The following is a 25,136-nucleotide window of genomic DNA, read 5'->3' as shown; positions in this document are numbered from 1 at the left end:
GGATGGCGGCGGGCGCGGTGCGTGTTACAGCCGTGCGTGTTACGGGACCAGCGGTGCGTGTTACGGGACTATGCGGAGGAGCTTGTTGGGCGAGCCGCTGCCCGGGTTGCCCACCACATTGTTCGTGGCGCCGTTCACCAGGGCCGTGGCGACCTGGGCCGGGGTGGCGGTGGTGTGCCCGGCGAGGTAGACGGCCGCCGCTCCGGCCACATGAGGCGTGGCCATCGAGGTGCCGGAGATGGAGCTGCTCGCCGTGTCCGAGGTGTTCCAGGCGCTGGTGATGGCGCTGCCCGGCGCGAACAGGTCCACGCGCGCACCGTAGTTGGAGTAGCTGGCGCGGGCGTCCGTGCTGGTGGTCGCGCCCACGGTGATGGCGTCGGCGACCCGGGCCGGCGAGTAGTTCTGCGCGTTGAGCCCGTTGTTGCCGGCGGCGACCGCGTAGGTCACACCGCTGTTGATGGAGTTCTGTACCGCGGTGTCCAGCGCGGCGTTGGCGCCACCGCCGAGGGACATGTTCGCGACGGAGGGACCCGTGTGGTTCCGGGTCACCCAGTCGATGCCCGCGACGACCTGGGCCGTGGTGCCGGAGCCCGCGTTGTTGAGCACGCGCACGCCCACGATCCTGGCCTTCTTCGCCACGCCGTAGACATTGCCGGCGACGTTGGCCGCGACATGGGTGCCGTGGCCGTTGCCGTCCTGCGCGGTGTTGTCGTTGTCGACCGCGTCGTAGCCGTACGCGGCCCGGCCGCCGAAGTCCTGGTGCGTGATGCGGACTCCGGTGTCGATGACGTAGACCGTGGTGCCCTCGCCGGCCGTGTCGGGGTACGTGTACTGGCCGTTCAGGGGGAGCGCGGCCTGGTCGATCCGGTCCAGGCCCCACGACGGCGGGTTGGTCTGGGTGGCGAGCGCGTGCACCTCGCGGTCCTGGAAGACCTTGTCCACGGCCGGGTCGGCGGCCAGTCTCCGCGCCTGCTCGGGCGAGAGGTTCGCGGCGTAGCCGTTGAGGGCCGCCGTGTACGTGTGCTCGACCGTGCCGCCGTACTCCGCCACGACGCTCCGGCCCGCCGCGGAGGCGGACTTGAGGCCGGACGTCTTCTTCAGCGTGACGATGTAGCTGCCCGCCACGGCGTCCTTGGCCTCGGCGCCGACGACGGTGCCGACCGCGGGGGCCGCCTGTGCGGGAGCGGACACCGCTCCGAGAGCCGCGGCTGCCGCCGCCGCGGTGATCGCGGCGGCGATCCGCGTCCTGCTGGTACGCATCCTTGCCATGGTGAGGGGTCCTCCTCATCGAGGTGCGCGGGGGTGCGTGCGCAATGTGGGGGACGCATACGGGAGTATGCGCGAGGCGGTGCGCATGGTTCCGTTGCCCGCCTGTGGGAGAACGATCGCGGAGGCCCCGCGCCCTCGACAAGATGGTCTGAGGCCATGTCATCGACATGACATGGCCATGTAATGACTTGGCAATGACGGTAAATCAGGCACCCGTTGTGGACCCCGGGCGGACGATCATCAGGACCGTGACCGTGGCCCAGAGGAGATTGAAGATCCCGGTGGCCATGGCGAGACGTGCGGTCGCCCGGCGTGAGTCCGGCTGCGCGGACTCGGGCTGTGCGGGCACCCGTTGTGGCGCTTCCGCTCCGGACGGGACGGAGGCCGCCGCTTCGATCCCCGTCAACAGGGCTTCCTGACGCGGGAGTACGAGCGCGCCCAGGACCCCGGCCGCGATGGCGGTCAGCACGATCGAGACGATCAGCCAGGTGTCCCCGAGCACGCCCATCGAGCTCGCGGTGGCGAAGCCGAAGACCGGGACCGCCGCACCCATGACGGCATAGACACGGCAGATCCGGTGCAGCAGCCGTACCCATGCCACCGCCTGTGGATCGGTGGGATCCGCCATCGCTCGGCGGACGGTGGGCGGAAACATGCTGGCTGCCACGGTGACCGGTCCGATCGCGACGATCGCGGCCAGGACATGAACGGTCAGAAGGAATTTCGTCACAGGTGGGGACGCTAGGCGGTGGCCCGCCCGGCCAGTAGTGGCATCAGTGCCATGATTCAACGGATTCTCGCCAGCAGGTTTGCCCGGCATCCGCGCAGGATGCCGTTCCGTACGGAACGGCGTTCGTTACGTATGAAATCGGACACACCGCGAAACCATACTGGTCGGGGCGGGCTGTGGCGGTAATCCGTCGGTGGCTTAGCATCTCGCCATGCACACCGTGGCCGTACTCGCGCTCGACCAGGTCATCTCCTTCGACCTGGCCACCCCCATCGAGGTGTTCTCCCGCACCCGGCTGCCCGACGGCCGCGCCGCCTACCGCGTACTGATCTGCGCCCCGGCGGACGAGGTCGACGCGGGCCCGTTCGTCCTGCGCGCCCCGCACGGCCTCGACGCGCTGCGCGAGGCGGACACGATCATCGTCCCGGGCACCTCGGAGGACGCCGCTCCCGTCCCCGCCGCCGTACTCGACGCGCTCCGGGAGGCCGCGGCGCACGGCACCCGTATCGCCTCCATCTGCGCGGGCGCCTTCGTACTCGCCGCCACCGGCCTCCTCGACGGACTGCGCGCCACCACCCACTGGCTGGCCGCCCCCAGGCTGGCGGAGCTTCATCCGGAGATCGGCGTCGACCCCGACGTGCTCTATGTCGACAACGGACAGTTCCTCACCTCGGCCGGAGCCGCCGCCGGACTCGACCTCTGTCTGCACATGGTCCGCAAGGACCACGGCTCCGCGGTCGCGGCCGACACGGCCCGGCTCTCGGTCATGCCGCTCGAACGCGAGGGAGGCCAGGCCCAGTTCATCGTGCACGCCCAGCCGCCCGCCCCCGCCGGAGCCACCATGGAGCCGCTGCTCCGGTGGCTCGACGAGAACGCCGACCAGGACCTGACCCTCGACGACATCGCCGTACGGGCCCGGATGAGCAGCCGTACCCTCAGCCGGCGCTTCCGCGAGCAGACCGGCACCACACCCCTGCGCTGGCTCCACCGGGCCCGGATCCGCCGGGCCCAGTACCTCCTCGAAACCACCACCCACTCCGTCGACCGCATCGCGACCCAGGCCGGATTCGGTTCCCCCACGGCCTTCCGGGAACGCTTCAAGCGCGTCGTCGGCACCAGCCCGGGCACATACCGCCGCGCCTTCCGCGGAACGGGCGGCTGACCAGCGACGGAGCGACGACTCAGCGCCGACCGAGCCGCGACTGACCCATGGACGAGGAGAAGCCGTTCACCGGCCGATGACCGCTCATTGACCGGCCGATGACCGGCGGCTGGTAAGGATGTGGCACCTGGGGCATCCGGCTGGAACTCGACGATCAACATGCCATCCCCACATAGCAGTTGCTGTGGCAGACTGCCCGAAAACAGTGGTGTTGCTCGGGGGTGGGAGATGAGCGAGCCGCGATCTGCCCCGACGATCGGGCAGCTCGTCCTCAGCAGACAGTTGCGTGCCCTGCGCCAGAAGGCGGGGCTGAGCAGGGAGCAGGCCGGCAAGCTGCTCCGAATCACCCAGGCCACCATACGGCGGATGGAAACGGCCGAGGTCGGGCTGAAAATCCCCTACCTGCAGATCCTGCTGCCCGCGTACGGAGTGGCCGGCCAGGAGGCCGAGGTCTTTCTTCGGCTGGCCGAGGAGGCCAACGAGCCCGGCTGGTGGCAGCGTTACCACGACATACTCCCGGAGTGGTTCAGCGGATACGTCAGCCTCGAAGAGGCCGCCACGACCATGCGTGTGTACGAACCGCACTTCGTGCCGGGCCTGCTCCAGACCGAGGACTACGCCCGCCAGGTCCTCACCACCGGAGCGCTGGGGCGGACGGCCGACTCCGAGCGGATAGAACGCCATGTGTCCCTGCGCTGCCAACGCCAGGCCCTGCTCACCCGGCCGGACGCGCCGGCCTACTGGGCCGTGCTGGACGAGACCGTCCTGCGCAGACCGGTGGGCTCGGCGGCGGTGATGCGGGCGCAGATCGACCGGCTGCTGGAGGCGACGGAGCTGCCGAACGTGACGCTCCAGATCGCCGAACTGGGCGCGGGCCACCACCCGGGCACGTACAGCCCGTTCGTACTGTTCCGCTTCGATGTGCCCGAGGTTCCGGACATGGTCTACATCGAGTATCTGACCGGGGCGCTCTATCTCGACGAGGAGCACGAGGTCGCCGAGCACATGGAGGCGATGGACCGGATGGTGGCGCACGCGGAGCCGGCGAGCCGCACGACAGATCTGCTGATGACGCTGCGCAAGGGATTCTGACCGGCCGGCTCCGACCCGCTCGGCCGGCTGCGGACGGCGCGCCGAAACTCGGATGCTTCCGGGGCATGGGCTGCGCTAGCGTCCGGGCCCATGGCCCCTTCCCGTACGCGCCCCGCGTATACCGCCGATGAACGGACCCAGCTTCTCGGCTGGCTCGACATGCAGCGCGCGATCATCCACTGGAAATGCGAAGGACTCTCCGAAGCGGACGCGCACCGCACCGTCCTGCCCTCCTCGCCGCTGATGACGATGGCCGGACTGGTCTCCCACATGCGGTGGGTCGAGCACCTCTGGTTCGAGGTCATTCTGTTGGGCCGGCCCGCCGAGGGGCCCATGTTCCAGGAGACAGAGGGCGCCGACATGATGGTCGAGGGCATCCCGCTCGCACAGCTTCTGGAGGAGTACGAGCGGCAGTGCGCGGTGTCGGACGAACTTGTCGCGGCCCATGGGCTGGACGAGGTGGGCCGGCACCCGGACTTCAAGGCCTCGGCGGCGAGCGTGCGGTGGATGCTGCTGCACATGATCGAGGAGACGGCCCGGCACGCGGGGCATGCGGACGCGATCCGGGAACTGCTCGACGGCGAGACGGGCTATTACTGAGCGCCGTTACTGAGCGAGCCCGAGTGGTGTGGCGAGGAGCCGGGTCACTTCTTCGGTTTCGGGGGATGCCAGTTCGCGGTAGGTGCTCAGAGCCTCGGTCCAGCAGGCGTGGGCGCGGGCGGTCTGGCCGATACCGGCCAGACCCTTACCGAGTACGGTCAGCACATTCGCCCGGCGCCAGTCGCCGCCCACCTCGCCGAGCAGACCGAGGGCTCGCTCGGCGGCGGAGACAGCCCGGGCGGGGCGGTCGGCGGCCAGATGGGCTTCTGCGAGCCGGAAGCGTGTCATGCCTTCCCAGAAGGGGTGCCGGGCTCCCCTGAAGATGTCGACCGCCTCCAACAGGACTTCCGCCGCCCGCTCGTGCTGACTCCGCGCGGTTAAGGCCATGCCCAGGGCGTAGAGGGCATTGCCGACGCGGAGGCCGGCTCGCAGGGTCCGTAGAATGTCCAGCCCTCTTTCGGCGCTGCGGACGGCGGACCGAGGGTCACCCATGGCCAGTTGAGCGCGCGCGATGTCGCAGAGAGCGGAGGCCTCGCCGGAGCGGTCGCCGTTTCTGCGGAACGCGCCGATGGCCTGTTGGAAGTGGTCCTGCGCGTCTCCGTGCCGGTTCCGGTAGAGCGCGACGATTCCCTGCTGGTTGGAGACGAGGCCCGCGGAAAGAGGGTCGTCCACGATGACGCAGCCGGCCATGGCTGCCGCGGCCTGTCTGTCCGCTTCCTCGAACCGCCCGGCGGCGACATGCGCGTGGGAGAGACAGACGCGTGCCCGAACTTCCGCGCGTGTGTCCGACATCGCGCGCGCCGCCTCACAGGCCGCTTCCGCCGCTGCCGTGTACGCCTGCCCGTGGGTTCCCGACTCGGCCAAGTCCCGCGAGGCGAGCAGGAGGTCGACGGCTCGCCGCAGTGTGTTGCGACCGGCGGAGCGGTGGACATGGGCCAGGAGAGAGGGCGCCTCGTCGTAGAGCCAGTTGTGAGCCTCGCGCCTGTTCCGCATGGGGAGCCCGGGGACCGCGGTCGGTTCCAGATGCTCGATCAGCCGGTCGTCCGGGCGGTCCGTCGCGTACACCGTCTTCGCTGTGGCCAGATAGAAGTCCAGCAGGCGCGACATCGCCGACTCGCACTCCGAAGGCGGCTGTTCGTCGCGCTCCGCGCATTCACGCGCGTAAAGACGCATCAGGTCGTGATGGCGATAACGGCCCGGAGCCGTCGATTCGAGCTGAGAGGCATCGACCAAGGATTCCAGCAGGTCCTTCGTGTCGTCGCGTGGCAGGTCCAGTGCGGCGGAGGCCGCGGCCGGCGAGATGTCCGGGCCGTCGGGAAGTCCGAGCAGCCGGAACGCGCGCGCCTGGGCGGGTTCGAGCTGCCGGTAGCCGACTTCGAAGACCGCCCTGATCGCGAGATCATCGGCCTGTAGTTCATCCAGGCGCCGGCGTTCGTCGGTGAGCGAGGTGGCGACCGACTCGATGGTCCACCGGGGGCGGGCGGCGAGACGCGAAGCGATGATGCGGATGGCGAGCGGCAGAAAGCCGCAGGCGGCCACCACATCGAGGGCGGCCTTGCGTTCAGCGGTGGCGCGCTGCTCGCCGACGATGCTCGCGAAGAGTTCGAGTGCCTCTTCGGGCGCCATGACATCGAGGTTCACCAGATACGCATCGGGCAGGCCGATCAGGCGTCTCCGACTGGTGACCAGGGCGGCGCAGCCCATCGTGCGGGGAAGCAGGGCCTGGACCTGGTCCGCGTCACGGGCGTTGTCCAGAAGGACGAGGACGCGGCGGCCCTCAAGAAGCGAACGGTAGAGCGCCCCCTGCTCCGCCAGGGAGTCCGGGATCGCCGAGTCGGCGGTGCCGAGCGCACGCAGGAACCCTCCGAGGACGGCTGAGGGCTCGGCGGGGTTCTTGTTGTTGCCCCGGAGGTCGGCATAGAGCTGGCCGTCCAGAAAGTGCTCGCGGGCTTTGTGGGCGATCCGTACCGCGAGCGCGGTCTTGCCGACGCCACCGAGACCCGCGACCGAGGAGATCGCCATCACGGACGCCCTGGCCTGAGAGACGAGGCTGTCGGTCAGGTCCTGTACGAAGGCGTCTCGGCCGGTGAAGTCGCGTATGCCCGGCGGAAGCAGCCTCGGGACCGGCACTTCGGCGTCCACGGCCTCCGGAGCCGTCGGCAGACTCAGTCCCGGGTCCGCCGCCAGAATGCGCTGCCGGAGGTCGGAGAGCCGCCGGTCCGGCTCGACGCCCAGTTCATCCGCGAGGAGCCGGCGGAGGTCGGCGTAGACGCCGAGCGCCTCGGCCTGCCGCCCGCTGCGGTACAGCGCCAGCATGAGCAACTCGCGCAGCGGCTCCCGCAGGGGATGTTCGGCAGTCAACGCGGTCAGCTCGGAGACCACCCCGGCATGGGCACCATCCTCCAGATCCAACTCCAGCCGCTGCTCGATGAGTTCCAGGCGCCAGTTTGTGAGATGGTTCCGCTGGTTCTCGGCGAACGGTCCCGGGATCCCCGCCAGCGGCTCGCCGTCCCACAGCGCCACCGCCGCTTCGAGCAGTTCGCCCACTCGACCTCGATCCCCCTGCCGACCGGCACGCGCGGCCTCGTCCACCAGTCTCTCGGCTCTGCCCCTGTCAAGGGCGTCGGGCTCGATCCGCAGTGTGTAGCCGCCGCGCTCACTGACCAGGACATCACGGCCGAGAATCTTGCGGAGGCGGGACGCATAGGTCCGGAGCGCCGCAGCCGCCATGGCGGGCGGATCGTCGCCCCACACCGCCCGGATGAGTTGTGGAGTGGTGGCGGTCCGCTCTGGATACAGCAACAGCCCTGCCAGCACGGCACGTTGCTGTGGCGATCCGCTCGGCAGCAGAGTTCCGTCGCGCCATACCCGGACCGGACCGAGCACACTGAAGCGGAGCGCTTCTTTCCCCCTGATCGGATGGCAGCTCCGGAGGCAGGAGGGAGCCTCGGCGGAACAGCACGTCGAGCTCGATCGATTCGACCGGGGTCCTCCGGAGTACCTCTCGATAAACCCTGGTCAGCTCGGGGCCGGGCGCCACGCCCAGCTCATCGGTGAGCAGCCGACGCGTGTCTTCGTACACGGTGAGCGCGTCCGCGTACCGGCCGCTTCCGTGGAGTGCGAGCATCAGCAGCGAGCGGAAGCGTTCCCGCAGGGGATGTTCGGCCGTCAGGGTGCTGAGATCCGCAGCGGCCTTCGCGTAATGACCCAGGCGTACATCGAGTTGGCACCGGGCTTCCAGCATCTGAAGCCGCCATTCGGCGAGCTGGCCGCGCTCGATCTCCGCGAACCGGCCCGATACTCCGGCGAGCGGTTCGCCCCGGAACAGCGCGAGCGCCTCCGTCAAGTACGTGTGTGAGCGGGAGGTTTCGTCGGCCGCCCAAGCGGTGCGCGCATCCTCGTAGTACCCCTCGGCCAGCATGAGATCCAAGGGGAGGTGAGCCCGGTCGGGCGCGCGGCGCAGCCGGTAGCCCGCACCCTCTTCCCTGACGATGGTCGCCTCGGGGCGCAGCTCTCTGCGCAGCCGGGAGACATAGGCGTGCAGCAAGCGTTCGGGTTTGCGTGGCGGCGTATTACCCCAGACGGCGTCGATGAGCCGCTCCGTCGATACCGCGCGCCCGCCGCCGCTCAGCAGCAGCGGCGTGAGCACGGCGCGCAGTCGGGGCGACAGCCTCAGCGGTTCGTCGCCCCGCCAGGCCAGTTCCGGGCCCAGGACCGTGAAGCGTAGCGGTCCCGCGCTCGGCGCGGCCCGGGGTACGGACGGGACCTCCACGAACGACGGACTCGACACGCTCGGCAGCGGGTACAGCCGGTCGATCGCCGGGCTCACCAGTGCCGCGAACGCCGACGCCCCCTCCGGCAGTGCGACCCGGCCCGCCGGGTCGGCGAGCAGGGCGGCGAAGTCCGGCATACGCCCGAGATAGGGCTCCAGGACCCGCCCCACTGCCTCCACCACATCGATCGACTGCTCCATGCTGAGCCCGGTGGCGAGCAACTCCCGGACGCCGGGCTTGAAGTCGTACAGTGTGTCACCCCGCCGCGTCGCGGGTGGCAGCCGGAGTGCCGTCCGCGGCCCGTCCTCCGTGAGCGGCTGGAGCAGACCGCCGAGCAGTACTTCCGCGACGATCGCCGACGAGCTGCCGGGGAGCGTGGCCGTACGGACGAGCTGCATCACCGGCATGCTCAGCGGCCTGATCGCGGACAGCCGTACGGCGAGCTGATACGCCTGCGGCGAGAACGAACCCCGGAACTGCTCGATCAGCCCGCTCGGCGCGATCTCCCCGGACCCGCTCTCCTCCGACGGGGACTCCGGCAAGAGCAGGTCCGGCTCATCGGCGGCATCCACGTCCAGCATCACCGTATCGACCAGACGCGGCACCCCCGGTCTGGTGAGCAGCCGGGCCCAGGACGCCAGCGAGGACGGCGACAGCGCCAGGACCGGTACGGGCAGCCCGCCCGCCACTCCAGCCGCCGCACTGCTCGCCGCCGCCCTCTCCGGTCCGCCATCCGCCGTCCCGACCGGACTCCCGGTCAGCGGATCCAGCACCGTCAGATCACCACTCAGCCCGAACGGTCGCTCCGCCTTGAGGAGTTGGGCCTGCGCGTCGAACGCCGTGCCCCGCCACAGCCGCCTCGGCAGCGGCGACAGCAGCGCCACCGGACCGGTCCGCCCCCAGGCCGCCACCGCACGGCCCGTCGCCGCCGTCCGCCAGGCCGGATGCACCCCGTCCGTCAGCACCAGGGTGACCGGCGACTCCGTACGCGGAGTGCTGCCGTATGTACGCGGCCTGCGCGGATTCCAGCGGTGGACCTCGACGGAGCGGAAGACGCCGCCGCGCTCCAGGAGCCGCCGGACATCCAGTACGAGTCCCCGCCACACCCGCATGGACGCGGAGTCGTCGACCAGCAGCACCGCCGTGTGCCGTAGCTCCCGGTCCGGGCGCGAGACCACATCCAGCACTCCGGTCTCAGCGGTGAGTCCGACCGTGGCGTCGATGTCCACCACCGTGCGCTGCCGGTGGTCCCGGAAGCCGCGCAGCGGGCGCATCGACCGGGCGAGGCTCTGCATCCCGGGCAACGCGCGTGGCCCGGGAGCCCGTACGGAACGGGCCCGGCCGCTCGACGAGGTCCCTGTTGTGTCCCCGGCGGTGAACAGGGAGCGCCGACGGCCCACCCCGGCCTCTGCCTCCGGACCCGCTCCCGGTTCCGGCATGGCGGGCAAGGGTTCGGGCACGGAGGCTGCCGCACCCTCCGCCCGCGCGGAACCGGCACTGCCCGCCGACGGCGGTACGGTCCCTTCCGCACCGGGACGACCAGACCCGCCACCGGCCCCCGAACCGTCCGAACCGCCACCGGCCCACGAACCGCCGGAACCCTCCGACGCCCCGCCCGCGCCCTCCCCGCCAGGCGGCGCTGCCCGTACCGCCCGCCCGGTCCGCCTGCCGTCCATCACCCGGGCAAGCCACAGCACATCGAGCAGCTCCGCGCCCCCGACACCATGGCCGATGCCCACACCGTCCAGAACCCGACGCAGCCGCTCCAGCCGTTCCGGCCCCGCCGGCCGGTCCTCCCCCTCCGACCCCGCCGACCGCCCCCGTCCCTCCATCACGAGGGAAACGCCTCGTCCAGCCGGTGCATCACCGCGTTCAGCAGTTCGTCCTGGCCGAGATCGGCCCCGCTCAGCCGCAGATGCACCGCCGCCAGCAACTGATCGGTCGCCAGCGTCTGTACGGCCGCCCGGCCCAGGAAGGTCTCGATGAGGTCGTCGGCGTCGGCCAGGGCCTCCTCGCCCAGGTTCTGCCGCACGATGTCCCGGAGCCTGCCCTCGTCCGGGTCCGGCAGATCCAGCCGTACGCACCGGCGCAGAAAGGCGGGCGGGAAGTCCCGTTCGCCGTTGCTGGTCATGACGACGATCGGGAAGTGGGCGCAGGACACCATGCCGCGCTCGACCCTCGCCCGGTCCCTGCCGCCCGTGACAAGGACATCCGTGCTCTGCTGGTGCTCGGGCAGCCGCGCCAGTTCCGGGATCTCGAACTCGCCCTCCTCCAGGACCACTAGCAGATCGTTGGGCAGATCGATGTCGGCCTTGTCCAGCTCGTCGATGAGCAGGACGCGCGGACCCTCAGCCGCGGCGAGCGCCGTACCGAGCGGGCCGAGCCGCAGATAGTCCCCGATGTCCGACTCCCGTACGGAGTGCCCTGCTGCCAGACGCCTCAGCCGGTTCAACCGGTTCGCGGAGCCACGGGCGGAGGCGCCGGCGGACGTACGGGCCGACTCGCGCTCCCGTCGCAGTGAGGCCTCCCGGAGTCGGCCCACCGCGTCGTACCGGTACAGGGCGTCCGCCAGCGTCGAGCGGCTGTTCACCGACCAGCGCAGCACCTCCCCGAGCCCGAGATCCTCCGCGATCGCGCGCGCCAGGGAACTCTTGCCCGTGCCGGGGCGGCCCGTGACCAGCAGCGGACGGCGCAGATGCAGGGCCGCGTTGACGACCCCGACCTCGTTCGCGCTCATCAGATACCGCTGCTCACGCCGGCGGCGCCGGGACGCGGGGAAGAGCCGCCAGGGCGGCGGTTCGGGCAGATCCGACGCACCGCGGAAGACCCACCAGTCCTCCGCGGACTCGCCCCCGATCCTGGAACTGCTGATGTCTGAGCCGGTGTTCACGGACTCCGGACCGTACGGCACCACGTGGTCTCCTCGACGAGTACGGTTCATGGCTGGGTCAGCGCCCAGGCGTCGGGCGCGAGCGGGGGCGGTCTGTGGTCGGGGCCGTCGTGCAGGAGCGAGAGCCGCCGCCCGTGGTGGGTCGCGGACTCCGGTTCGGCCAGCGCCTTCGCGCGCTCCATCCGGACCGCCTCGGGAATCCCCGTGTGGTCGACACCCTCCACCAGCGCGAGCAGGTCCGCCGCGATCCGCTCGCCGTGATCCTCGCGGTGCCACAGCACCGTGTGCACTCCGGCCTGGATGCACTGGCGCAGCACCGTGCCGTGGTGCCGGCGCTCACAGGACACCACGACGATCCCCGCCTCGGAGTGCACCTCAAGGATCGCCTGGGCCACCGCGGGGTCGGCGGAGCGCTGGTCGAGGACCAGCCGGCGTGAGGACGGCAGCGCGTCCGTGCGCCGCTTCCATCCCGCGTAGGTCTCCCGTGTCCGCCCCGAACTGCGCAGCACCACCCGCCGGGCGATACCGGGGAAGAACCCGCCGTCGTCCGCGTCGCCGGGGAACTCCCAGGTGTCGACCTCCAGCCGCAGCCACGCCGGAGCCACGAAGAACTCGACCAGCGCGGGTTCCGGATGCTCCCGTACCTCGGTGCGCAGCACCTGGCGGACGGCCTCCACCACCTGCTGGCTGGAGACCTCGGTGTCCTGGGTCAGCACCACCTCGTGACGGCCGTCCCCGGTCCACACCCAGATCTGGTACGTGAACCGGTGCCCGGGAGGTACGGGAAGCAGTTCCACCTGGACCCGGGGCGGGGCGGCCGTCCTGCCCGTACACCCCGTGCCGGGGCGCCGGGACTCGGCGCGGACATCCGCCCTGAACTGGTCGACGGCCCCGGCCGCGACACCGAGCCGGGGCCCCGTCCGCTCCACCCAGGCGTCGAGATCGTCCGACAGCTCCGCGCCCGCGTCGCCCGTTCCGTGCTCCGCCACACCGATCCGTACCACCGCCTGCAACAGCGGCGGCATCGGCTGCTCCGGGTGCGACGGATAGCCCTCCAGGGCATCGGTGGCCTCGGCGAGGCCCGAGACGACGGGCAGTTCGTCCGCGTACGGGAGCACGGTACGGAGCAGGGCGGCGGGTTCGGTGGCGCGGCACTGGGCGAGCAGCCCATTGAGATCGCTTCGCTGACGGTGCGTCAGATGCTCTCCGGGGCTGACCACCCGTGCCACCCGCAGCAGTTGGTCCCAGCCGGGTATCCGTCCGGCCATGGCGAAGGCGGCTGGTCCGGTGGGTCCGGCGGCGGGGGCTCCCGATCCGGTCAGCCGGGTGTGCACCGCGTCCAGCAGTTCCGGTACGCCCCGGCGGACGCCCAGAGCCAGGGCCACCAGCGAGTTGATGTCCGCCGCCTGCCCCGCCGACCGCCTGCCGAGCCTCGCCGCGAGCCGCTGCTCGCACTCCATGACCGCCGCCGGCTGGGGAGCAGCCGCTCCAGAGCCGCGAGCAACCGCTGGACACCCCGCGCCGACATCGGGACCGACACCGGTGGCAGCGCGGGCAGTTCGGCCTCGACGGACGGCAGACCGATCGCGTACACGGTCCCCGCCCGCCCCGGCGGTCCGTCCGGCACCGCGACATGCGCGGCGACCACCAGGCCCACCACGGCCTGCCGCTCCCGGTCCCACAGCGGCCCGCCGCTGAACCCCTCCGCCACCGTGCCGCCCACCACGTCCAGCGCGATCCAGGGCGGCGCGGAGACCCGCGGCACCGCGCGCAGCGTGGGAAGGGGGTGGCCGCTGGCCCACAGGGCGATGACCTCGTTCCTGTCCCGGTGAGTGAGGAACGGCGCCGGCTCGGCACCGGCCGGGGCCGGTTCGTCGAGTTCGAGTACGGCCAGATCCCCGTGGTACGGGAGCATTCCGGCGGGCGGGGGAGTGCCGGCCGCACCCGCCACCGGCTCCGAGCGCGGCGGGCGCCACATCGCGGTGACCACCCGCCCGGTCAGGTCACGGTCGGCCGCCACATGCGGCAGCCGGAGCCGTATCTCCTGTCCCCGGGGCGGCGTCGACCGCTCGAAACGGTCGCGTCCCAGCGCGCTGTTGACGACATGGGCACAGGTGAGGACCAGCCGGTCGGTGAGCAGTACACCGGCGCCGACGGGCCGGCTCACGTCCCGTACGGACACGAACGCCCGGTGCAGCGCCGCGTCGGACGAGCCGTCGGAAAGAGCGGGACTCACGTCCGTACGCGTCCCCTCACGAGGCCGCGGACGGCGCCGTACTGCCGTTCGTCGCCGCTCTGCCGGCGGCCGGGCCGTGCGTCGGAGCGTCACTCGTCGGCGTACCGGTCGCGGCCGGGTCAGGGCCGGGGGCCGGGGCGGGAACCGGCGGCGCGGCGGCCAGATTCCACGTCGCGGAAACGGTGAAACTCGCCTCGCCGCTGCCGGAGAAGACACCCAGGCTCAGATCGCTGCCCAGCGTCACCCCGAACTCGACCGTCACCTCGTCCGGCCGGTGCACCGACTCCGAGAGCGACCGGTGGATACCGCCGAGCACCCCGCTCAGCGGGCGCAGTGCCTCCGCGAGCACCTCGCCGCTGCGGGTGACCGCCTGCGTGGTACGGGAGCCGACACTCACCGGCTGCGCGGTCCCGAAGCCGTCGGGCAGCTCCAGACCGTCCGCCGCGTCGGGCACGCCCCCTGCCCGTACACGGCTTTCGGTGTTCCTCGTACCGTTCGCCGGTCCGGCCGGAGCCAGTTGCAGACGCACCACGGAACCGTCGTCGAACGTGAGCCTCACATCCCCCATGCGCGCAATTCTGGCACGCCCGGGCGCTCCCCGACGTACCTTCTCCCGCGTGCGCCGGTCCTGTCCGTGATCTCCCGGCCATCTCCCGGTGATCCGCCCGTCATGCGCCCGAACACTCGGCGAACATTTCCCGGTCACGCCTCCGACCGTTCCATTCGTGCGCCGAACCGCGGCCGTTCAGATTTCTGCCATCGCGGCGCCACGGCCCATCAGGACAGTGCGCGTGTCACATGCATTCATCAGTACAAGGAGTACGAGATGGGCACAGCAGACAACAACGGCAAGCCGGCGAGAAGGGCGCTGCTTCAGGCGGCCCTCGCCGTACCGGCCGCGGGCGCGGCGGCGTCGCTGCTCAATGTCACGCCGGCGCAGGCGGACGCGAGCGCCCCCTACGGCGGGCGGTTCGACGACGAGGTTCCGCGGTTCGCGCTGGCCGTCCTGCCGGACACGCAGTACCTCTTCGACGCCGACAGCGCCGACCCGGCGCCGCTGCGCGAGACCTTCCGCTACCTGGTGTCCGAGCGCAAGGAGGCCAACATCGCCTTCATGACGCACCTCGGTGATGTCACCGAGCACGGCACCGAGGACGAGATCGGCCTCGCCGCCGACACCTTCGGCATCCTTCAGGGCCAGGTGCCCTACAGCGTGCTGGCGGGCAACCACGACATCAACGGGGCGGACGACCAGCGGGGCGACTCCGCGTACCTCAGGGAGTTCGGGCCGCATCGCTACGCCGCCATGCCGACCTTCGGCGGCGCCTCCCCCGACGGCTACAACAGCTTCCACATCGTGCGCGCGGCCGGCCGTGAGTGGCTCGTCCTCGCCCTGGACTGGCGGGTCTCCGACGCGGGTCTCGGCTGGGCGCGCTCGGTCCTCGACCAGCACCGCACACTGCCCGCGATCCTCACCACCCATGACATCGCCGCGTCCGACGACAGCGGCAAGGCGGAGCTGTCCGGCAACGGACAGCGGCTGTGGAACGGTCTGATCCGCGACCACGACCAGATCTTCCTCGCGCTGGGCGGCCACTACTGGCCTCCGGGCCGTACGGTCCTCAAGAACGCCGCCGGCAACGATGTCCATGTCCACATCACCAACTACCAGGACCGCTACTACGGCGGCGCCGGGATGATCCGGCTGTACGGCTTCGATGTCGCCCGCGGGGTCATCGACGTCGAGACCTTCTCGCCCTGGTTCCTCGCGCGCAATCCGGAGAAGCGGACGCCGCTGGAGGCCGAGACGATCGAACTGACCGGCCCCACCGACCGGTTCAGCCTGGACATCGACTTCGCCGCCCGGTTCGCGGGCTTCGCCCCCGCCGTGCCGCCGCCGGCCCGCCCGGCCTCCGCGGTGATGCCGCGCGGCACGGTCGCGTACTGGCGGTTCGACGCCTCCGGCCTCCGGGACGCGGGCACCCCCGGCGCCCCCGTCGCCGACGGAAAGGTCGCGCGCGACCTGACCGGCAACGGCAACGACCTGACCGTGAGCCGGCTGCACTCCAGCGCCGCCGACGCCCTCACCTGGTCCGAGGACCACCACACGGGCCAGCCGGCGCACGCGAGTCTGCGCTTCGACGGCGGCAAGTCCCCGGACCGCGGCGCGATTCTCACCACCTCCGCCAACGCGCCGCTCAACAGCACCACGTTCACCTCGGGTTACACCATCGAGACCTTCATCAAGCTGCCGGAGCCCTTCGTGGGCGACCACGCCTGGATGGGCATCCTGAGCTGGGAGGGCCGCAACAGCGAGGCGGGCAAGACCACCGGCTGGTCGCCCGACGAGCCGACGTGCAGCCTCAACATCTCGCCCGAGCGTTTCATCCAGTTCGTCGTGTACGCGTACCGCCAGGACGCCGACCCGACCTCGTGGAGCCACGCCCTGCCGGTCGGGCGCTGGACGCACATCGCCGTGGTCAACGACGGCCGCCGTACGGTGATGTACGTCGACGGCTCGAAGATCGCCCGTAACCCCAGCCAGGCGTCGACGGGCATCGCCACGCTCGGCAAGCCCTTCGTCATCGGCGCGACCCAGTTCGACGAGCAGTTCAGCCAGGGCTTCTACGGCTGGATCGGCGACACCCGGATCGTCAGCAGGGCGCTCCAGCCGAAGGACTTCCTCACGCCGTTCGCGTAACGGGTGGGAGGCCGCGGTACGGGCCTCCGCATCCACGGTCCGCGCCGGGGGTCCACACGGCTCAGGAACCCCCGGCGCGTCGGCGTCTTCGGTTGCCCAGACCGGCGTGGGCGCCCCGGCCGCGGCGCCAGTGATGGGTGACCAGCAGGAAGACGGTGGCGAGTACGGCGACCGCCTGGGCGATCGCGGCGACGGACTTCTCGGTGTACCAGAGCGGCTCGTACATGTTCGGGAAAGGGCCGAGCGTGCCGACGTCCACGTACCGGTACACCAGCAGCAGCGCCAGCCCGCCCGCCGCCACGCACCATGCGAAGAGATCACTGATCAGCCGGTGCCAGACCAGCACGAGCAGGGCCGCGAGCGAACCGAGAGCGGCTTCGATACGGAAGAGCGTCCCCTGGCTGATGTTCTCCGAGACGAGGTCGTACGCGTCGGCGAGATCGGCGTGGACATAGGCGTTGACCGCCAGACCGGCGGCTGCCACCAGCCGGGCGGCCCCCCTCAGTACACGGAGCTTCCGTCCGCGGCGGGGGGATACGACGGACGTGCCTGAGGACATCGCTTCTCCTGTCTCACCGGTGGCCGCGGACGGGCCCTGGGGTCGGAGTCGGGGGGATCAGTAGAGACCGCCGGTGTCCTGCTGCGGGGTGGTGTTCCTGTTGCCCGCGGTGTCGACGACGTACCACCTGTGGTGGAAGGAGATGTCGCCCTGCCCATTGGTGTCGCCGGGCTTGTGGTCGTCCTGGAAGGTGTACAGGGGGTGGCCGTTGTAGGTGACCTGCCGGGCGCCGTCACTCCGGACGGTGGTGGCGAGCAGCCGCTCCTTGACGCCGCCGCTGCCCGCGGTCGCTCTTCCGTTTCCGGCGACGGTCAGCGGAGACCAGACCGTGACGCAGGGCCCTGTGCAGGTGGACACGTTCTCCGTGTCGCCCTCGAAGAGATAGAGGGTACGGCCCGTGCCGTCGACCAGGATCGTGCCGAGTCCGGTGGATCTCGCGGACACCTTGCCCGCGCCCGGTGGCGAGCGGCCCGCGTCGCCGGGCACGGGGGGTGAGGGCGCGGATCGCGAGGGCGTCTTCGCCGTGAGGCCGTCGGGCGCCGCCCGGGACCGTGCCGCCGCCGGTCCGCCCGTACCGCTTCCGGCGCAGCCGGCCGCCGCGGTGCAGAGCAGGGCCGCGGCCATGGCACGGGCCGTGCTGGACGTGCTCCTCATCGAGGCTCCTCCGATCCGGCCGTCGCACGGGCGGCCCGCCGGACAGGGCCCGCCGGACAGGGCCTGGCGCCGGGCCGGGGCGGCCACACCCTCCACTACACGGCACCGCCCGGTGCCGGGCCACCGGACAGAGCCGTACGACGTACCCGCGCCGGACGCCCGAGGCAGCGGCCGGAGCCTCCCCCGGGGACCCACCGGCCGGGGGCGGGAGGGGTGGGCGGAATGACGCGGAGAGCCCGGTTCCCCGGAGGAATGATCGTCCGGTACATCCGGTACATCCGGCACGTCCCTGCCCGTACGATCCTGCATGACCGGGTCGCGATAAGGAGTCTGACGCCGTGACAGCAGTATCCAAGAGCCCGGGGAACCGGCCGGCGCGCGGCGGGGGACGCCCGCGTCCCCGCTCTCCGCGCCCCCGGATCGGCCGCTGGATCGCCCTGGCCGCCGCCCTGCTCGTGCTGGGCACCTCCGGGGCCGGCGGCTGGATCTTCACCCGGCTCAGCGGCAACATCCACCGCGCGGGCGTGGACGGCGCACTCGGCGACGACCGGCCGAGCGCCACCCAGGGCGGCCGGAACATCCTGATCATCGGCTCCGACAGCCGCAGCGGTACGGGCGACAGCTACGGCAGGGGCCTGACCACCATGCAGTCCGACACTCTGATACTGCTGCACCTCGGCGGCGACGGGCGCTGGGCCACCGTGGTGTCCTTCCCCCGTGACTCCTGGGTCCGGATCCCCGGCTGCGACCAGGGCAGCGGCGCCTACTCCGTACCGCACCACTTCAAGATCAACGCGGCTTTCGCGATCGGCGGTTCGACCGGCGACACGGGCCGGGCCGCCGCCTGTGCGATCAGGACCGTCGAGGAGAACACCCGCGTCCGCGTCGACCACTTCCTCATCGTGGACTTCCGCGGGTTCACCGGGATGGTCAACGCCCTCGGGGGAGTCGAGGTCTGCCCCCGGCTGCCCATCCACGACAGAAAGGCCCATCTCGATCTGCGCGCGGGCTGCCAGACGGTCAGGGACTCCCAGGCCCTCGGTTATGTGCGCGCCCGCTACAGCCTCGGCGACGGAACGGACATCGGACGGATCGGCCGCCAGCAGGAGTTCATGCGGGCCCTCGCCGACCGGGCCAAGGCCAGGCTCTATGACCCCGGGGCCCTGTACGGATTTCTCGACTCGGCCACCGGATCACTGACCACCGATCCCGAACTCGCCGGTCTGAAGCCCCTCTACGAACTGGCCTCGGACATCAAGAGGGTGCCCACCGAACGGATTTCGTTTCTGACGGTCCCCAACTACCCGCGGGAGCGGGACGTTCCGAGCGACAAGGCCAATGTCGTCTGGAACGCCCATGCCGCGCGGCGGCTGTTCACCGCCCTCGCCCTCGACCGGGAGATGACCGAGGCCGGACTGAACGAGGCGGCCCGCACGCTGCCCCCGGCGGCGAACACCGTCCGTATCACCGTCCTCAACGGCACCGGTGTGACCGGCAGGGCCCGTGAGACGGCCGGGCGGCTGCGCGCGCTGGGTTTCCGTATCGCCGCGACCGGCAACGCGCCCGCACGGGTCGCCCGTACCACGCTCGTCCACCCGGAGGGCCTCGCCGCGCAGGCCAGAACGGTGGCGGCACGGCTCCCGGGCGTGGTCCCGGCCTTCTCGGACGGAGCCGCCCCGGGCACGGTGACCCTCACCATCGGCCCCGATATGCCACCGATCGGCGGCTGAACGCGCCCTTCCGTCAAGGAACATGACGATACGTCAGGAACGCTTCGGCAGCGACAGCAGCGCCTGGTAGGCACTCTGGATGAAGCGCTGGCCGACGGTCGGACCGGTGTTCGCCAGGGCGGCCACGGCGGTGCGGTGGTACGGACAGAATCCCGCGAAGGCGGTGAAGCCCCGGGTGCCGCCGGAGTGGTGGTACACATCGCCGTCCGGCCGGACCCGGATGTTCCAGACGAGCGCGAGCTGCCTGGTGCCGCCGGGCAGCGCGAGCCGGGGGCGGACCACATCCGCGAGGGCCGTGCCGAGGGGCATCGGCGCGGTGCCAGGACCTGTCGGGGGATCCAGCAGGGCGTCGAGCAGGGTCAGCAGATCACCGGCGGTGGACCGGATCACGCCCGCCGGGGCGAGCCCCGGAATCCGCCAGGGCGGCCGGGGGCGTCCGTGCAGATGGCCGGTGGCCTGCGGAGCACCGGGCGCGCAGGTCGTTCCGTACAGCCCGAGCGGGTCCAGCACCCGGTCCGCGAGCAGCTCCCCGTACCCCCGCCGGCCCGGCACGGCCCGCGCCAGGAGATGCCCGAGCAGCCCCACTCCGAAGTTGGAGTACCGCACCCGCTCGCCCGGAGGGGCGGACAGCCGGGTCCTGGCCAGCGCGCGCAGCAGATCGTCGGTACGGAAGCCGGCGTACGGATTGGTGAACCAGCGCGGGACCGCCCCGGCGAGCAGCCCGGGCGGCAGCCGGGGCAGCCCGGAGGTGTGAGTGGCCAGGTGAAGCAGGGTGATGGGCCCGCCGCGCGGTGCGGGAACGGTGCCCTTCGGCAGGAACCGGGTGAGCGGATCGTCGTACGAGACCTCGCCGCGGGCGGCCAGTTCGGCCAGCAGCAGCGCGGTGAAGCACTTGGACAGTGAACCGGTCTCGAACCGGGTGGCGGCCGTGACCGGTGACCCGCCCCCGCGAGCGGTGCTGCCATACGTCAGCACTGCCCGCCGGTCACCGTGCCGGAGCGCTACGGCGACCCCGGTGGCGCCACGGGCCGCGCCGGCGATGGCCGCCGCGGGACCGTGGGCCCAGGCGGGCGGCGCCGGCCGGGGGTCGGCCGGCGCCGCCTGTGCCGTCCCGGCGGTGCCCGTCGTCATCGACGGGTGCCGAGGGTGCGGGAGACGGCGAGCGTACCGGCGACCGCGGCCACCACGGTGGTGTGGTGGTGCGCCGCGAAGCGTTCGCCGGCATCCCCGGCGACGGGGTGGCCGTCGCGGGGCATCAGCCCGTCCTCGTGCTGGAGGCGGGCGAGCCGCTCCCAGTCCGCCGGGTCGCAGAGGGGATCGGGCAGCGAACTGCCGACGATCATCAGTTCGGCCACCAGGTCCCACTCGGCGATCTCGGCCCAGATGTCGATCCAGGCGGGCAGCCAGTCGGTGAGATAGGCGGCCAGTTCGACGGGCAGATCGGCGGGGACGCGGCCCCAGTCGGTGAGATGGAAGACCGTGTGCGTCATGTGGTAAGCGGTCATCCAGTCGATGAGCCACGGCTCCGGGAGCGCGCCCAGCCAGGTCGCCCGGGTCAGCGCGGCCCAGTCGGCGGCCCGGTCGCCCTGGTCGAACCCGCCGACCCGGGCGGCGTTGGCGATGGCGAGACGCCGGTTGGGCATCACCTCCACCGCGCGGGCCGAGCGGAGCGAAGTGGTGTGCGCGAGCAGCCGGTCAAGACCCTCGTGGCGGTAGCCGCTCCTGGCGAAGTGGGTGTAGGTCTCCAGCGGGTCGCTCATCATCGGATAGCGCAGCAGCCGCTCATGGAGCATGGCGCCGGCGCCGAGCTGCTCCCAGGAGAAGTCCAGCAGCTCGCGGGCGAGCCGCAGCTCGGTGCTGCCGGCCACCGCCTCGCGCAGCACGAGGGAGGCGGCGAGCGCGGTCTCGCCGAGGGGCTTGTAGACACTGTCGGGCTCGGCGAGTTCGGCGGTGGTGCCGGGCGGGAGCGTGCTGTGCTCCCGGTTCGAGTGGAGCCAGGTCAGGGCGCGGGAGGTGATCCGATGGGCGGTTTGTGTGACGGGCATCGGCATGACGGGGTCTCGGTCCGATCGGGAGACGGTCAGTCAGACAGGACAGGCAGGGCCTGGTGAGGGAGCGACGAAACAGAAACGGGCAGAAACGGGTGGAGGTGTCGGCAGGGATCAGCGGGAGCGGGCGGCGCGGTGAGCCGGCCCGGCCGGGCGGTTCGTTGAAGTTGAAACAGGCAGAGCCCGGGGCGAGCAGCTCGGTGAGCGGCGCGGCGGTCGGGTCGGTCGGGTCGGTTGAGAGCGCGGTGCCGAGCGGCGCGCCGGGCGGCGAGTCCGTACGTACGGGGCAGCCGGTCGCCCATGAGCCGCCGTCAGACGCCGATCAGCCGGCGCGCGATCGCCGTGTCCAGCGCCAGCCGGTCACCGCCCGCCATCAGCCCGATGTGCTCCACCAGCGGCGCCGGGTCGAGCGGCAGCTCCACCCCGTCCGCGTGCAGCCACGCCAGCCACCGTACGATCCGCGCGGCGGTCGGATAGTCCCTGCGCAGTACGGCACGGGTCGCACCGCGGGCCAGTGCCAGCGGAGCGCCGCGCGCCGCGTCGTGCACCGGACTCTCCAGCCCCGGCAGCGCCAGCGCGGAGAGCCGGCCCATCCTGACCGACCAGTCCGCCCACCCCGTACCGTCCCTGGGCGCGGCGACCCCGGCAGGCGGCGAGGTCGGCCGGGGGACACCCGCACGCGTGGTGTCTCCGCTGGTCAGGACCGTCAGCAGGGTGACCGTGCCCCAGTCGCGCCAGGCCATCACCCAGGGCTCCTCGGGCCCGGTCGGCGGCGGCAGCGGCTCCTCCCGCGAGGGCGGCAGGGCCGTGAAGGACAGGGCCACGGCCTCCGCGTCCAGCGGGTGGAACGCGGTGCCCGCCAGTACGGCCGGGGCGAGGACGTCCGCGCCGAGGATACGGATGGCGGCCAGCGCCGCGCCGGGGTCCCGCTCGCTCTCGACATGTTCGGCGACCATGGCCGTGCCCCCGGCGCCGTGAAGGGCGCCGAGGGCACGCCGTGCCAGGCCGGCCGCTGATTCTTGGTAGGTGGTCCGCGACCGGTCCTGGCTCACAGGCCCTTCGGCTCCTTTGGCTCCTTCGGGGACAGAAGCAACAGCAGAAGCAGCAGGCCCGCCGCTTCCGGCGCGTAGACCGGCGCATCGCTGTAGGGGGCCTCGGGCTCGGCCATGGCCGCACCCAACGCGCGCTGGTCCAGGGTGATTTCTCCCGGCCGGATGGTCTGAGAAAGCATCATGGGCTCCTCGTGTAGACGCACTTGCCCTCCCTGGGCAGTGCCATCGCCCACCCTAGGATGAAACCGACAAATCGACCAATCAGGACAGTAGCTGAGCATTCCATACTCTTTTCGCATATCCGGAGGACTCGGGCCCCGGCTACACCGCGCCGTACACATGGAAGGGCACGGTCGTCACCACGATCTTGGGTAGCGGCCGCAGCGCCCGGCGCAGCCGCGCAGCCAGCGGGCTGTGCAGGATGCGGTGCCACCAGTGGCGTACGACGATCTCGGGCAGGATGACGGTGATCGTCAGATCGGGGCGCTGATGGTGCAATTGCTCGATATAGCTGATCAGCGGGGTCACGATGGCCCGGTAGGGGGAAATGACGATTCTCAGCGGCAGATGGTCTCCCCAGAGCTGCCAGCTCTCGCGGAAGCGCCGGGCGTCCTCGTCACTGGGACTCACATGCAGGGCCAGCACGGGCTGCTGGAGAGAGGCGGCATAGGCCAGGGCGCGCATGCTCGCCTGGTGCAGCTCGTCGACCAGGACGACGGAGAGATGCCTGATCTCCTCGGGGGTCTCCTCCCGCTCCTCCTCCGGAACCTCCGGCTTCTTCCGTTCCCTGCGCTCCACCCGCCTCTTCCTGACGGGGACGCGCTCTGACGGACCCTCGGCGCCTCCCCCCGTCTCTTCTGCTTCCTCCTCCTTCCCCGGTGCACGGGTCTCCGGCCGCGCCCGGAGGGTACGGCCCGGAATCTCGATGCTCCGCGCGTGCAGCCGCAGCGCCCTGCGCACCGCGTCGTAATGGCGCCGGATCCTGGTGGTCACCAGCAGGAACAAGGCGATGGTGAGAATGGCGAGCCACGCGCCCTCGGTGAACTTGGTGATGCCCGCCGTGATGAAGACCACGGCCGAGAGCACGGCGCCCGTCGCGTTGAAGGCGAGGCTCTTGCGCCAGTGCCGGTCGCGCCGCCGCCACCAGTGGACCACCATGCCGCACTGCGACAGGGTGAAGGCGAGAAAGACCCCGACGGCGTACAGCGGAATGAGTGACGCGGTCTTCCCGTCGAAGGCCGCGAAGATCACCGCGGCCAGCACGGACAGCAGGATGATGCCGTTGCTGAACGCCAGCCGGTCCCCGAGCCGCAGAAAGATCCGGGGCGCGTGGTCGTCGCGCGCCAGCAGATACAGCACCCTGGGGAAGTCGTTGAACGCGGTGTTCGCCGCCAACAGCAGCACCAGTGCCGTCGCCGCCTGGATGAAGATGTACATCCCGCCGGAGCCGAAGCTGAGATGGGCGAGCTGGGAGAGGACGGTCTCCTGCGACTCGGGCACCACACCCGACAGATGGACCACGGCGATCGTGCCCGCGAACAGGGTGACGAGCAGTCCGATCATCCAGGACAGTGTCGTACGGGCATTGCGCCACGCGACCGGCTCGAACGCGGGCACCGCGTTCGAGATCGCCTCGATACCGGTCATCGCCGTCGACCCCGAGGCGAACGCCCGCATCACCAGCAGCAGACCGACCCCCTCGACCGCGTGCGTCGAAGGCGCGGGTACGGGCTGGAAGTCCCGCCCGGCCGCGTCGTACAGACCCGCCGCCACCAGCGCGAGTACGGCGATGACAAAGGCGTACGTCGGTGCCGCGAACAGCGCTCCCGCCTGTCTGACCCCCCGTAGGTTCCCCGCCAGCAGCACGGCGATGACCAGCAGCCCGATCAGCACGACATCGCCGGCCAGCCCCGGAAGCGCCGAGGTGACCGCCGCCATCCCGGACGAGACGGAGACCGCGACCGTCAGGACGTAGTCCGTCAGCAGCCCGGCCGCGGCCATCAGCCCCGGCACCCGGCCGAGATTGTCCGTCGCGACGATGTACGATCCGCCGCCGTGCGGGTACGCCCGGATCGTCTGACGGTACGACAGCCCGACCGCGAGCATCAGGAAGACGATCGCCCCGGCCACCGGCACCGCGTACGCGAGCCCCGCCGTACCGGCCAGCACCAGCACGGCCAGCAGCGCCTCGGGACCGTACGCGACCGACGACAGCGCGTCCGCCGAGAGGACCGGCAGCGCCACGGTCTTCCGCATCCGCTCCCGCGCGATCGCCGTGCTCCGCAGCGGCGCCCCCAGCAGCGCGTGCCGCAGCCACGGACCCGGCCGGCGCCGCCCCGGAGCGCCCGCCTCCACCACGCCCACATCCGCGGGCAGCGGCAGCCCGCCCAGCGGAGGCACCTGTACGATCCGGCCGAAGCGGGCCGGCACGATCTGCGCCGGATCGGGATAGCTGCCGACGTCCGGGTCCACCGGCAGCGCCGCGCGCCAGGCGTCACGGGCGGCGGACACCCGCCCCCACTCCTGGCCCACCTGCCTGAGCAGCATCGACTGGTGTGCGTCGGGTTTCTCCACGACGACGGGCACGGGCGTGCCCTCGGTGTCCTCCGTGTTCCGGGTCCGCCGGCCGTCGCGGCTCTC

At 71.5% G+C, this 25,136-nt stretch carries 19 protein-coding genes and 1 pseudogene; 5 read left to right on the top strand and 15 right to left on the bottom strand.

The window, feature by feature from the left end; all coding sequences use genetic code 11:
- Positions 1-60: 60 nt before the first annotated feature.
- Positions 61-1,269, bottom strand: a complete 1,209-nt coding sequence (locus tag KQY30_RS02800) for a S8 family peptidase (RefSeq protein ID WP_217305395.1) — start codon at positions 1,267-1,269, stop codon at positions 61-63.
- 205 nt (positions 1,270-1,474) lie between these two features.
- Positions 1,475-1,999 carry a protease gene (locus KQY30_RS02795; RefSeq protein WP_217305394.1) on the bottom strand — a complete coding sequence of 175 codons (525 nt, stop codon included), beginning with the start codon at positions 1,997-1,999 and terminating at the stop codon, positions 1,475-1,477.
- A 211-nt stretch (positions 2,000-2,210) separates the two neighbouring features.
- On the opposite strand from KQY30_RS02795, the gene KQY30_RS02790 reads away from it, so the two are divergent.
- The 3 genes from KQY30_RS02790 to KQY30_RS02780 all read left to right on the top strand — a co-directional run bounded on the left by KQY30_RS02790 (position 2,211) and on the right by KQY30_RS02780 (position 4,853).
- Entirely contained in the window at positions 2,211-3,161 is a 951-nt protein-coding gene (locus KQY30_RS02790; protein ID WP_217305393.1) for a GlxA family transcriptional regulator, read from the top strand.
- A 228-nt stretch (positions 3,162-3,389) separates the two neighbouring features.
- On the top strand, positions 3,390-4,253 hold the full coding sequence (locus tag KQY30_RS02785) for a helix-turn-helix transcriptional regulator (protein WP_217305392.1): 864 nt from the start codon (positions 3,390-3,392) through the stop codon (positions 4,251-4,253).
- A 90-nt stretch (positions 4,254-4,343) separates the two neighbouring features.
- Positions 4,344-4,853: a DinB family protein gene (locus KQY30_RS02780; protein ID WP_217305391.1), complete on the top strand. Its 510-nt coding sequence runs from the start codon at positions 4,344-4,346 to the stop codon at positions 4,851-4,853.
- Positions 4,854-4,859: 6 nt separating this feature from the next.
- Here KQY30_RS02780 and KQY30_RS02775 read toward each other — a convergent pair whose 3' ends face one another.
- From KQY30_RS02775 to KQY30_RS02755, 6 genes and pseudogenes are all read right to left on the bottom strand, one after another.
- The gene (locus KQY30_RS02775; RefSeq protein WP_254407523.1) at positions 4,860-7,769 is read right to left on the bottom strand and encodes an AfsR/SARP family transcriptional regulator; all 2,910 of its coding nucleotides are present in this window, start codon (positions 7,767-7,769) and stop codon (positions 4,860-4,862) included.
- A 91-nt stretch (positions 7,770-7,860) separates the two neighbouring features.
- Positions 7,861-10,458: pseudogene (locus KQY30_RS37070) on the bottom strand (SAV_2336 N-terminal domain-related protein); the annotation flags it as partial.
- Entirely contained in the window at positions 10,458-11,516 is a 1,059-nt protein-coding gene (locus KQY30_RS02765) for a MoxR family ATPase (protein ID WP_254406911.1), read from the bottom strand. The pseudogene KQY30_RS37070 and the gene KQY30_RS02765, both read right to left, overlap by 1 nt.
- A gap of 47 nt (positions 11,517-11,563) precedes the next feature.
- Positions 11,564-12,541 (bottom strand): hypothetical protein, encoded by a 978-nt coding sequence (locus KQY30_RS36150; RefSeq protein ID WP_254407522.1) that lies wholly within the window; start codon positions 12,539-12,541, stop codon positions 11,564-11,566.
- A 293-nt stretch (positions 12,542-12,834) separates the two neighbouring features.
- Positions 12,835-13,752, bottom strand: coding sequence for a trypsin-like peptidase domain-containing protein (locus tag KQY30_RS36145; RefSeq protein ID WP_254406910.1), 918 nt, complete (start codon positions 13,750-13,752; stop codon positions 12,835-12,837).
- Between the two features lie 16 nt (positions 13,753-13,768).
- Positions 13,769-14,320 (bottom strand): CU044_2847 family protein, encoded by a 552-nt coding sequence (locus KQY30_RS02755; protein ID WP_254406909.1) that lies wholly within the window; start codon positions 14,318-14,320, stop codon positions 13,769-13,771.
- A gap of 258 nt (positions 14,321-14,578) precedes the next feature.
- On the opposite strand from KQY30_RS02755, the gene KQY30_RS02750 reads away from it, so the two are divergent.
- Entirely contained in the window at positions 14,579-16,453 is a 1,875-nt protein-coding gene (locus KQY30_RS02750; protein WP_217305387.1) for a LamG-like jellyroll fold domain-containing protein, read from the top strand.
- A gap of 61 nt (positions 16,454-16,514) precedes the next feature.
- On the opposite strand, the gene KQY30_RS02745 is transcribed toward KQY30_RS02750, so the two are convergent.
- Together KQY30_RS02745 and KQY30_RS02740 are read right to left on the bottom strand one after the other, a co-directional pair.
- Positions 16,515-16,937, bottom strand: coding sequence for a hypothetical protein (locus KQY30_RS02745; RefSeq protein ID WP_254406908.1), 423 nt, complete (start codon positions 16,935-16,937; stop codon positions 16,515-16,517).
- Positions 16,938-17,069: 132 nt separating this feature from the next.
- Positions 17,070-17,666 (bottom strand): hypothetical protein, encoded by a 597-nt coding sequence (locus KQY30_RS02740; RefSeq protein WP_217305386.1) that lies wholly within the window; start codon positions 17,664-17,666, stop codon positions 17,070-17,072.
- Between the two features lie 338 nt (positions 17,667-18,004).
- Between KQY30_RS02740 and KQY30_RS02735 the strand changes: the two genes are divergently transcribed.
- A complete protein-coding gene (locus KQY30_RS02735; RefSeq protein WP_254406907.1) occupies positions 18,005-19,396 on the top strand; it encodes an LCP family protein in 1,392 nt (463 codons plus the stop codon).
- Positions 19,397-19,429: 33 nt separating this feature from the next.
- Here the strand turns inward: KQY30_RS02735 and KQY30_RS02730 are convergent, their stop codons facing one another.
- The 5 genes from KQY30_RS02730 to KQY30_RS02710 all read right to left on the bottom strand — a co-directional run bounded on the left by KQY30_RS02730 (position 19,430) and on the right by KQY30_RS02710 (position 25,043).
- Complete coding sequence (locus tag KQY30_RS02730; RefSeq protein ID WP_217305385.1) at positions 19,430-20,527, bottom strand: serine hydrolase; 1,098 nt, start codon at positions 20,525-20,527, stop codon at positions 19,430-19,432.
- Positions 20,524-21,447: a hypothetical protein gene (locus KQY30_RS02725; protein WP_046494227.1), complete on the bottom strand. Its 924-nt coding sequence runs from the start codon at positions 21,445-21,447 to the stop codon at positions 20,524-20,526. Before KQY30_RS02725 ends, KQY30_RS02730 begins: the two co-directional genes overlap by 4 nt.
- A 308-nt stretch (positions 21,448-21,755) precedes the next feature.
- On the bottom strand, positions 21,756-22,496 hold the full coding sequence (locus tag KQY30_RS02720) for a hypothetical protein (protein ID WP_217305384.1): 741 nt from the start codon (positions 22,494-22,496) through the stop codon (positions 21,756-21,758).
- The gene (locus KQY30_RS02715; protein ID WP_254406906.1) at positions 22,493-22,678 is read right to left on the bottom strand and encodes a hypothetical protein; all 186 of its coding nucleotides are present in this window, start codon (positions 22,676-22,678) and stop codon (positions 22,493-22,495) included. Before KQY30_RS02715 ends, KQY30_RS02720 begins: the two co-directional genes overlap by 4 nt.
- A 139-nt stretch (positions 22,679-22,817) precedes the next feature.
- The gene (locus KQY30_RS02710; protein WP_217310690.1) at positions 22,818-25,043 is read right to left on the bottom strand and encodes an APC family permease; all 2,226 of its coding nucleotides are present in this window, start codon (positions 25,041-25,043) and stop codon (positions 22,818-22,820) included.
- Between the last annotated feature and the right edge of the window lie 93 nt (positions 25,044-25,136).

Source organism: Streptomyces sp. GMY02 (assembly GCF_019056675.1).
Lineage (GTDB): Bacteria > Actinomycetota > Actinomycetes > Streptomycetales > Streptomycetaceae > Streptomyces > Streptomyces odonnellii.
The sequence above is the reverse complement of the archived record's forward strand: the minus strand, read 5'-3'. Positions and strand labels throughout refer to the sequence as shown.

Excerpts from the sequence above, each read along its gene's own strand:
- KQY30_RS02800 (WP_217305395.1), bottom strand. The coding sequence starts at position 1,269 with ATGGCAAGGATGCGTACCAGCAGGACGCGGATCGCCGCCGCGATCACC.
- KQY30_RS02790 (WP_217305393.1), top strand. The coding sequence starts at position 2,211 with ATGCACACCGTGGCCGTACTCGCGCTCGACCAGGTCATCTCCTTCGAC.
- KQY30_RS02785 (WP_217305392.1), top strand. The coding sequence starts at position 3,390 with ATGAGCGAGCCGCGATCTGCCCCGACGATCGGGCAGCTCGTCCTCAGC.
- KQY30_RS02780 (WP_217305391.1), top strand. The coding sequence starts at position 4,344 with ATGGCCCCTTCCCGTACGCGCCCCGCGTATACCGCCGATGAACGGACC.
- KQY30_RS36150 (WP_254407522.1), bottom strand. The coding sequence starts at position 12,541 with ATGCCGCCGCTGTTGCAGGCGGTGGTACGGATCGGTGTGGCGGAGCAC.
- KQY30_RS02755 (WP_254406909.1), bottom strand. The coding sequence starts at position 14,320 with ATGGGGGATGTGAGGCTCACGTTCGACGACGGTTCCGTGGTGCGTCTG.
- KQY30_RS02750 (WP_217305387.1), top strand. The coding sequence starts at position 14,579 with ATGGGCACAGCAGACAACAACGGCAAGCCGGCGAGAAGGGCGCTGCTT.
- KQY30_RS02740 (WP_217305386.1), bottom strand. The coding sequence starts at position 17,666 with ATGAGGAGCACGTCCAGCACGGCCCGTGCCATGGCCGCGGCCCTGCTC.
- KQY30_RS02730 (WP_217305385.1), bottom strand. The coding sequence starts at position 20,527 with ATGACGACGGGCACCGCCGGGACGGCACAGGCGGCGCCGGCCGACCCC.
- KQY30_RS02725 (WP_046494227.1), bottom strand. The coding sequence starts at position 21,447 with ATGCCGATGCCCGTCACACAAACCGCCCATCGGATCACCTCCCGCGCC.
- KQY30_RS02715 (WP_254406906.1), bottom strand. The coding sequence starts at position 22,678 with ATGATGCTTTCTCAGACCATCCGGCCGGGAGAAATCACCCTGGACCAG.
- KQY30_RS02710 (WP_217310690.1), bottom strand. The coding sequence starts at position 25,043 with ATGCTGCTCAGGCAGGTGGGCCAGGAGTGGGGGCGGGTGTCCGCCGCC.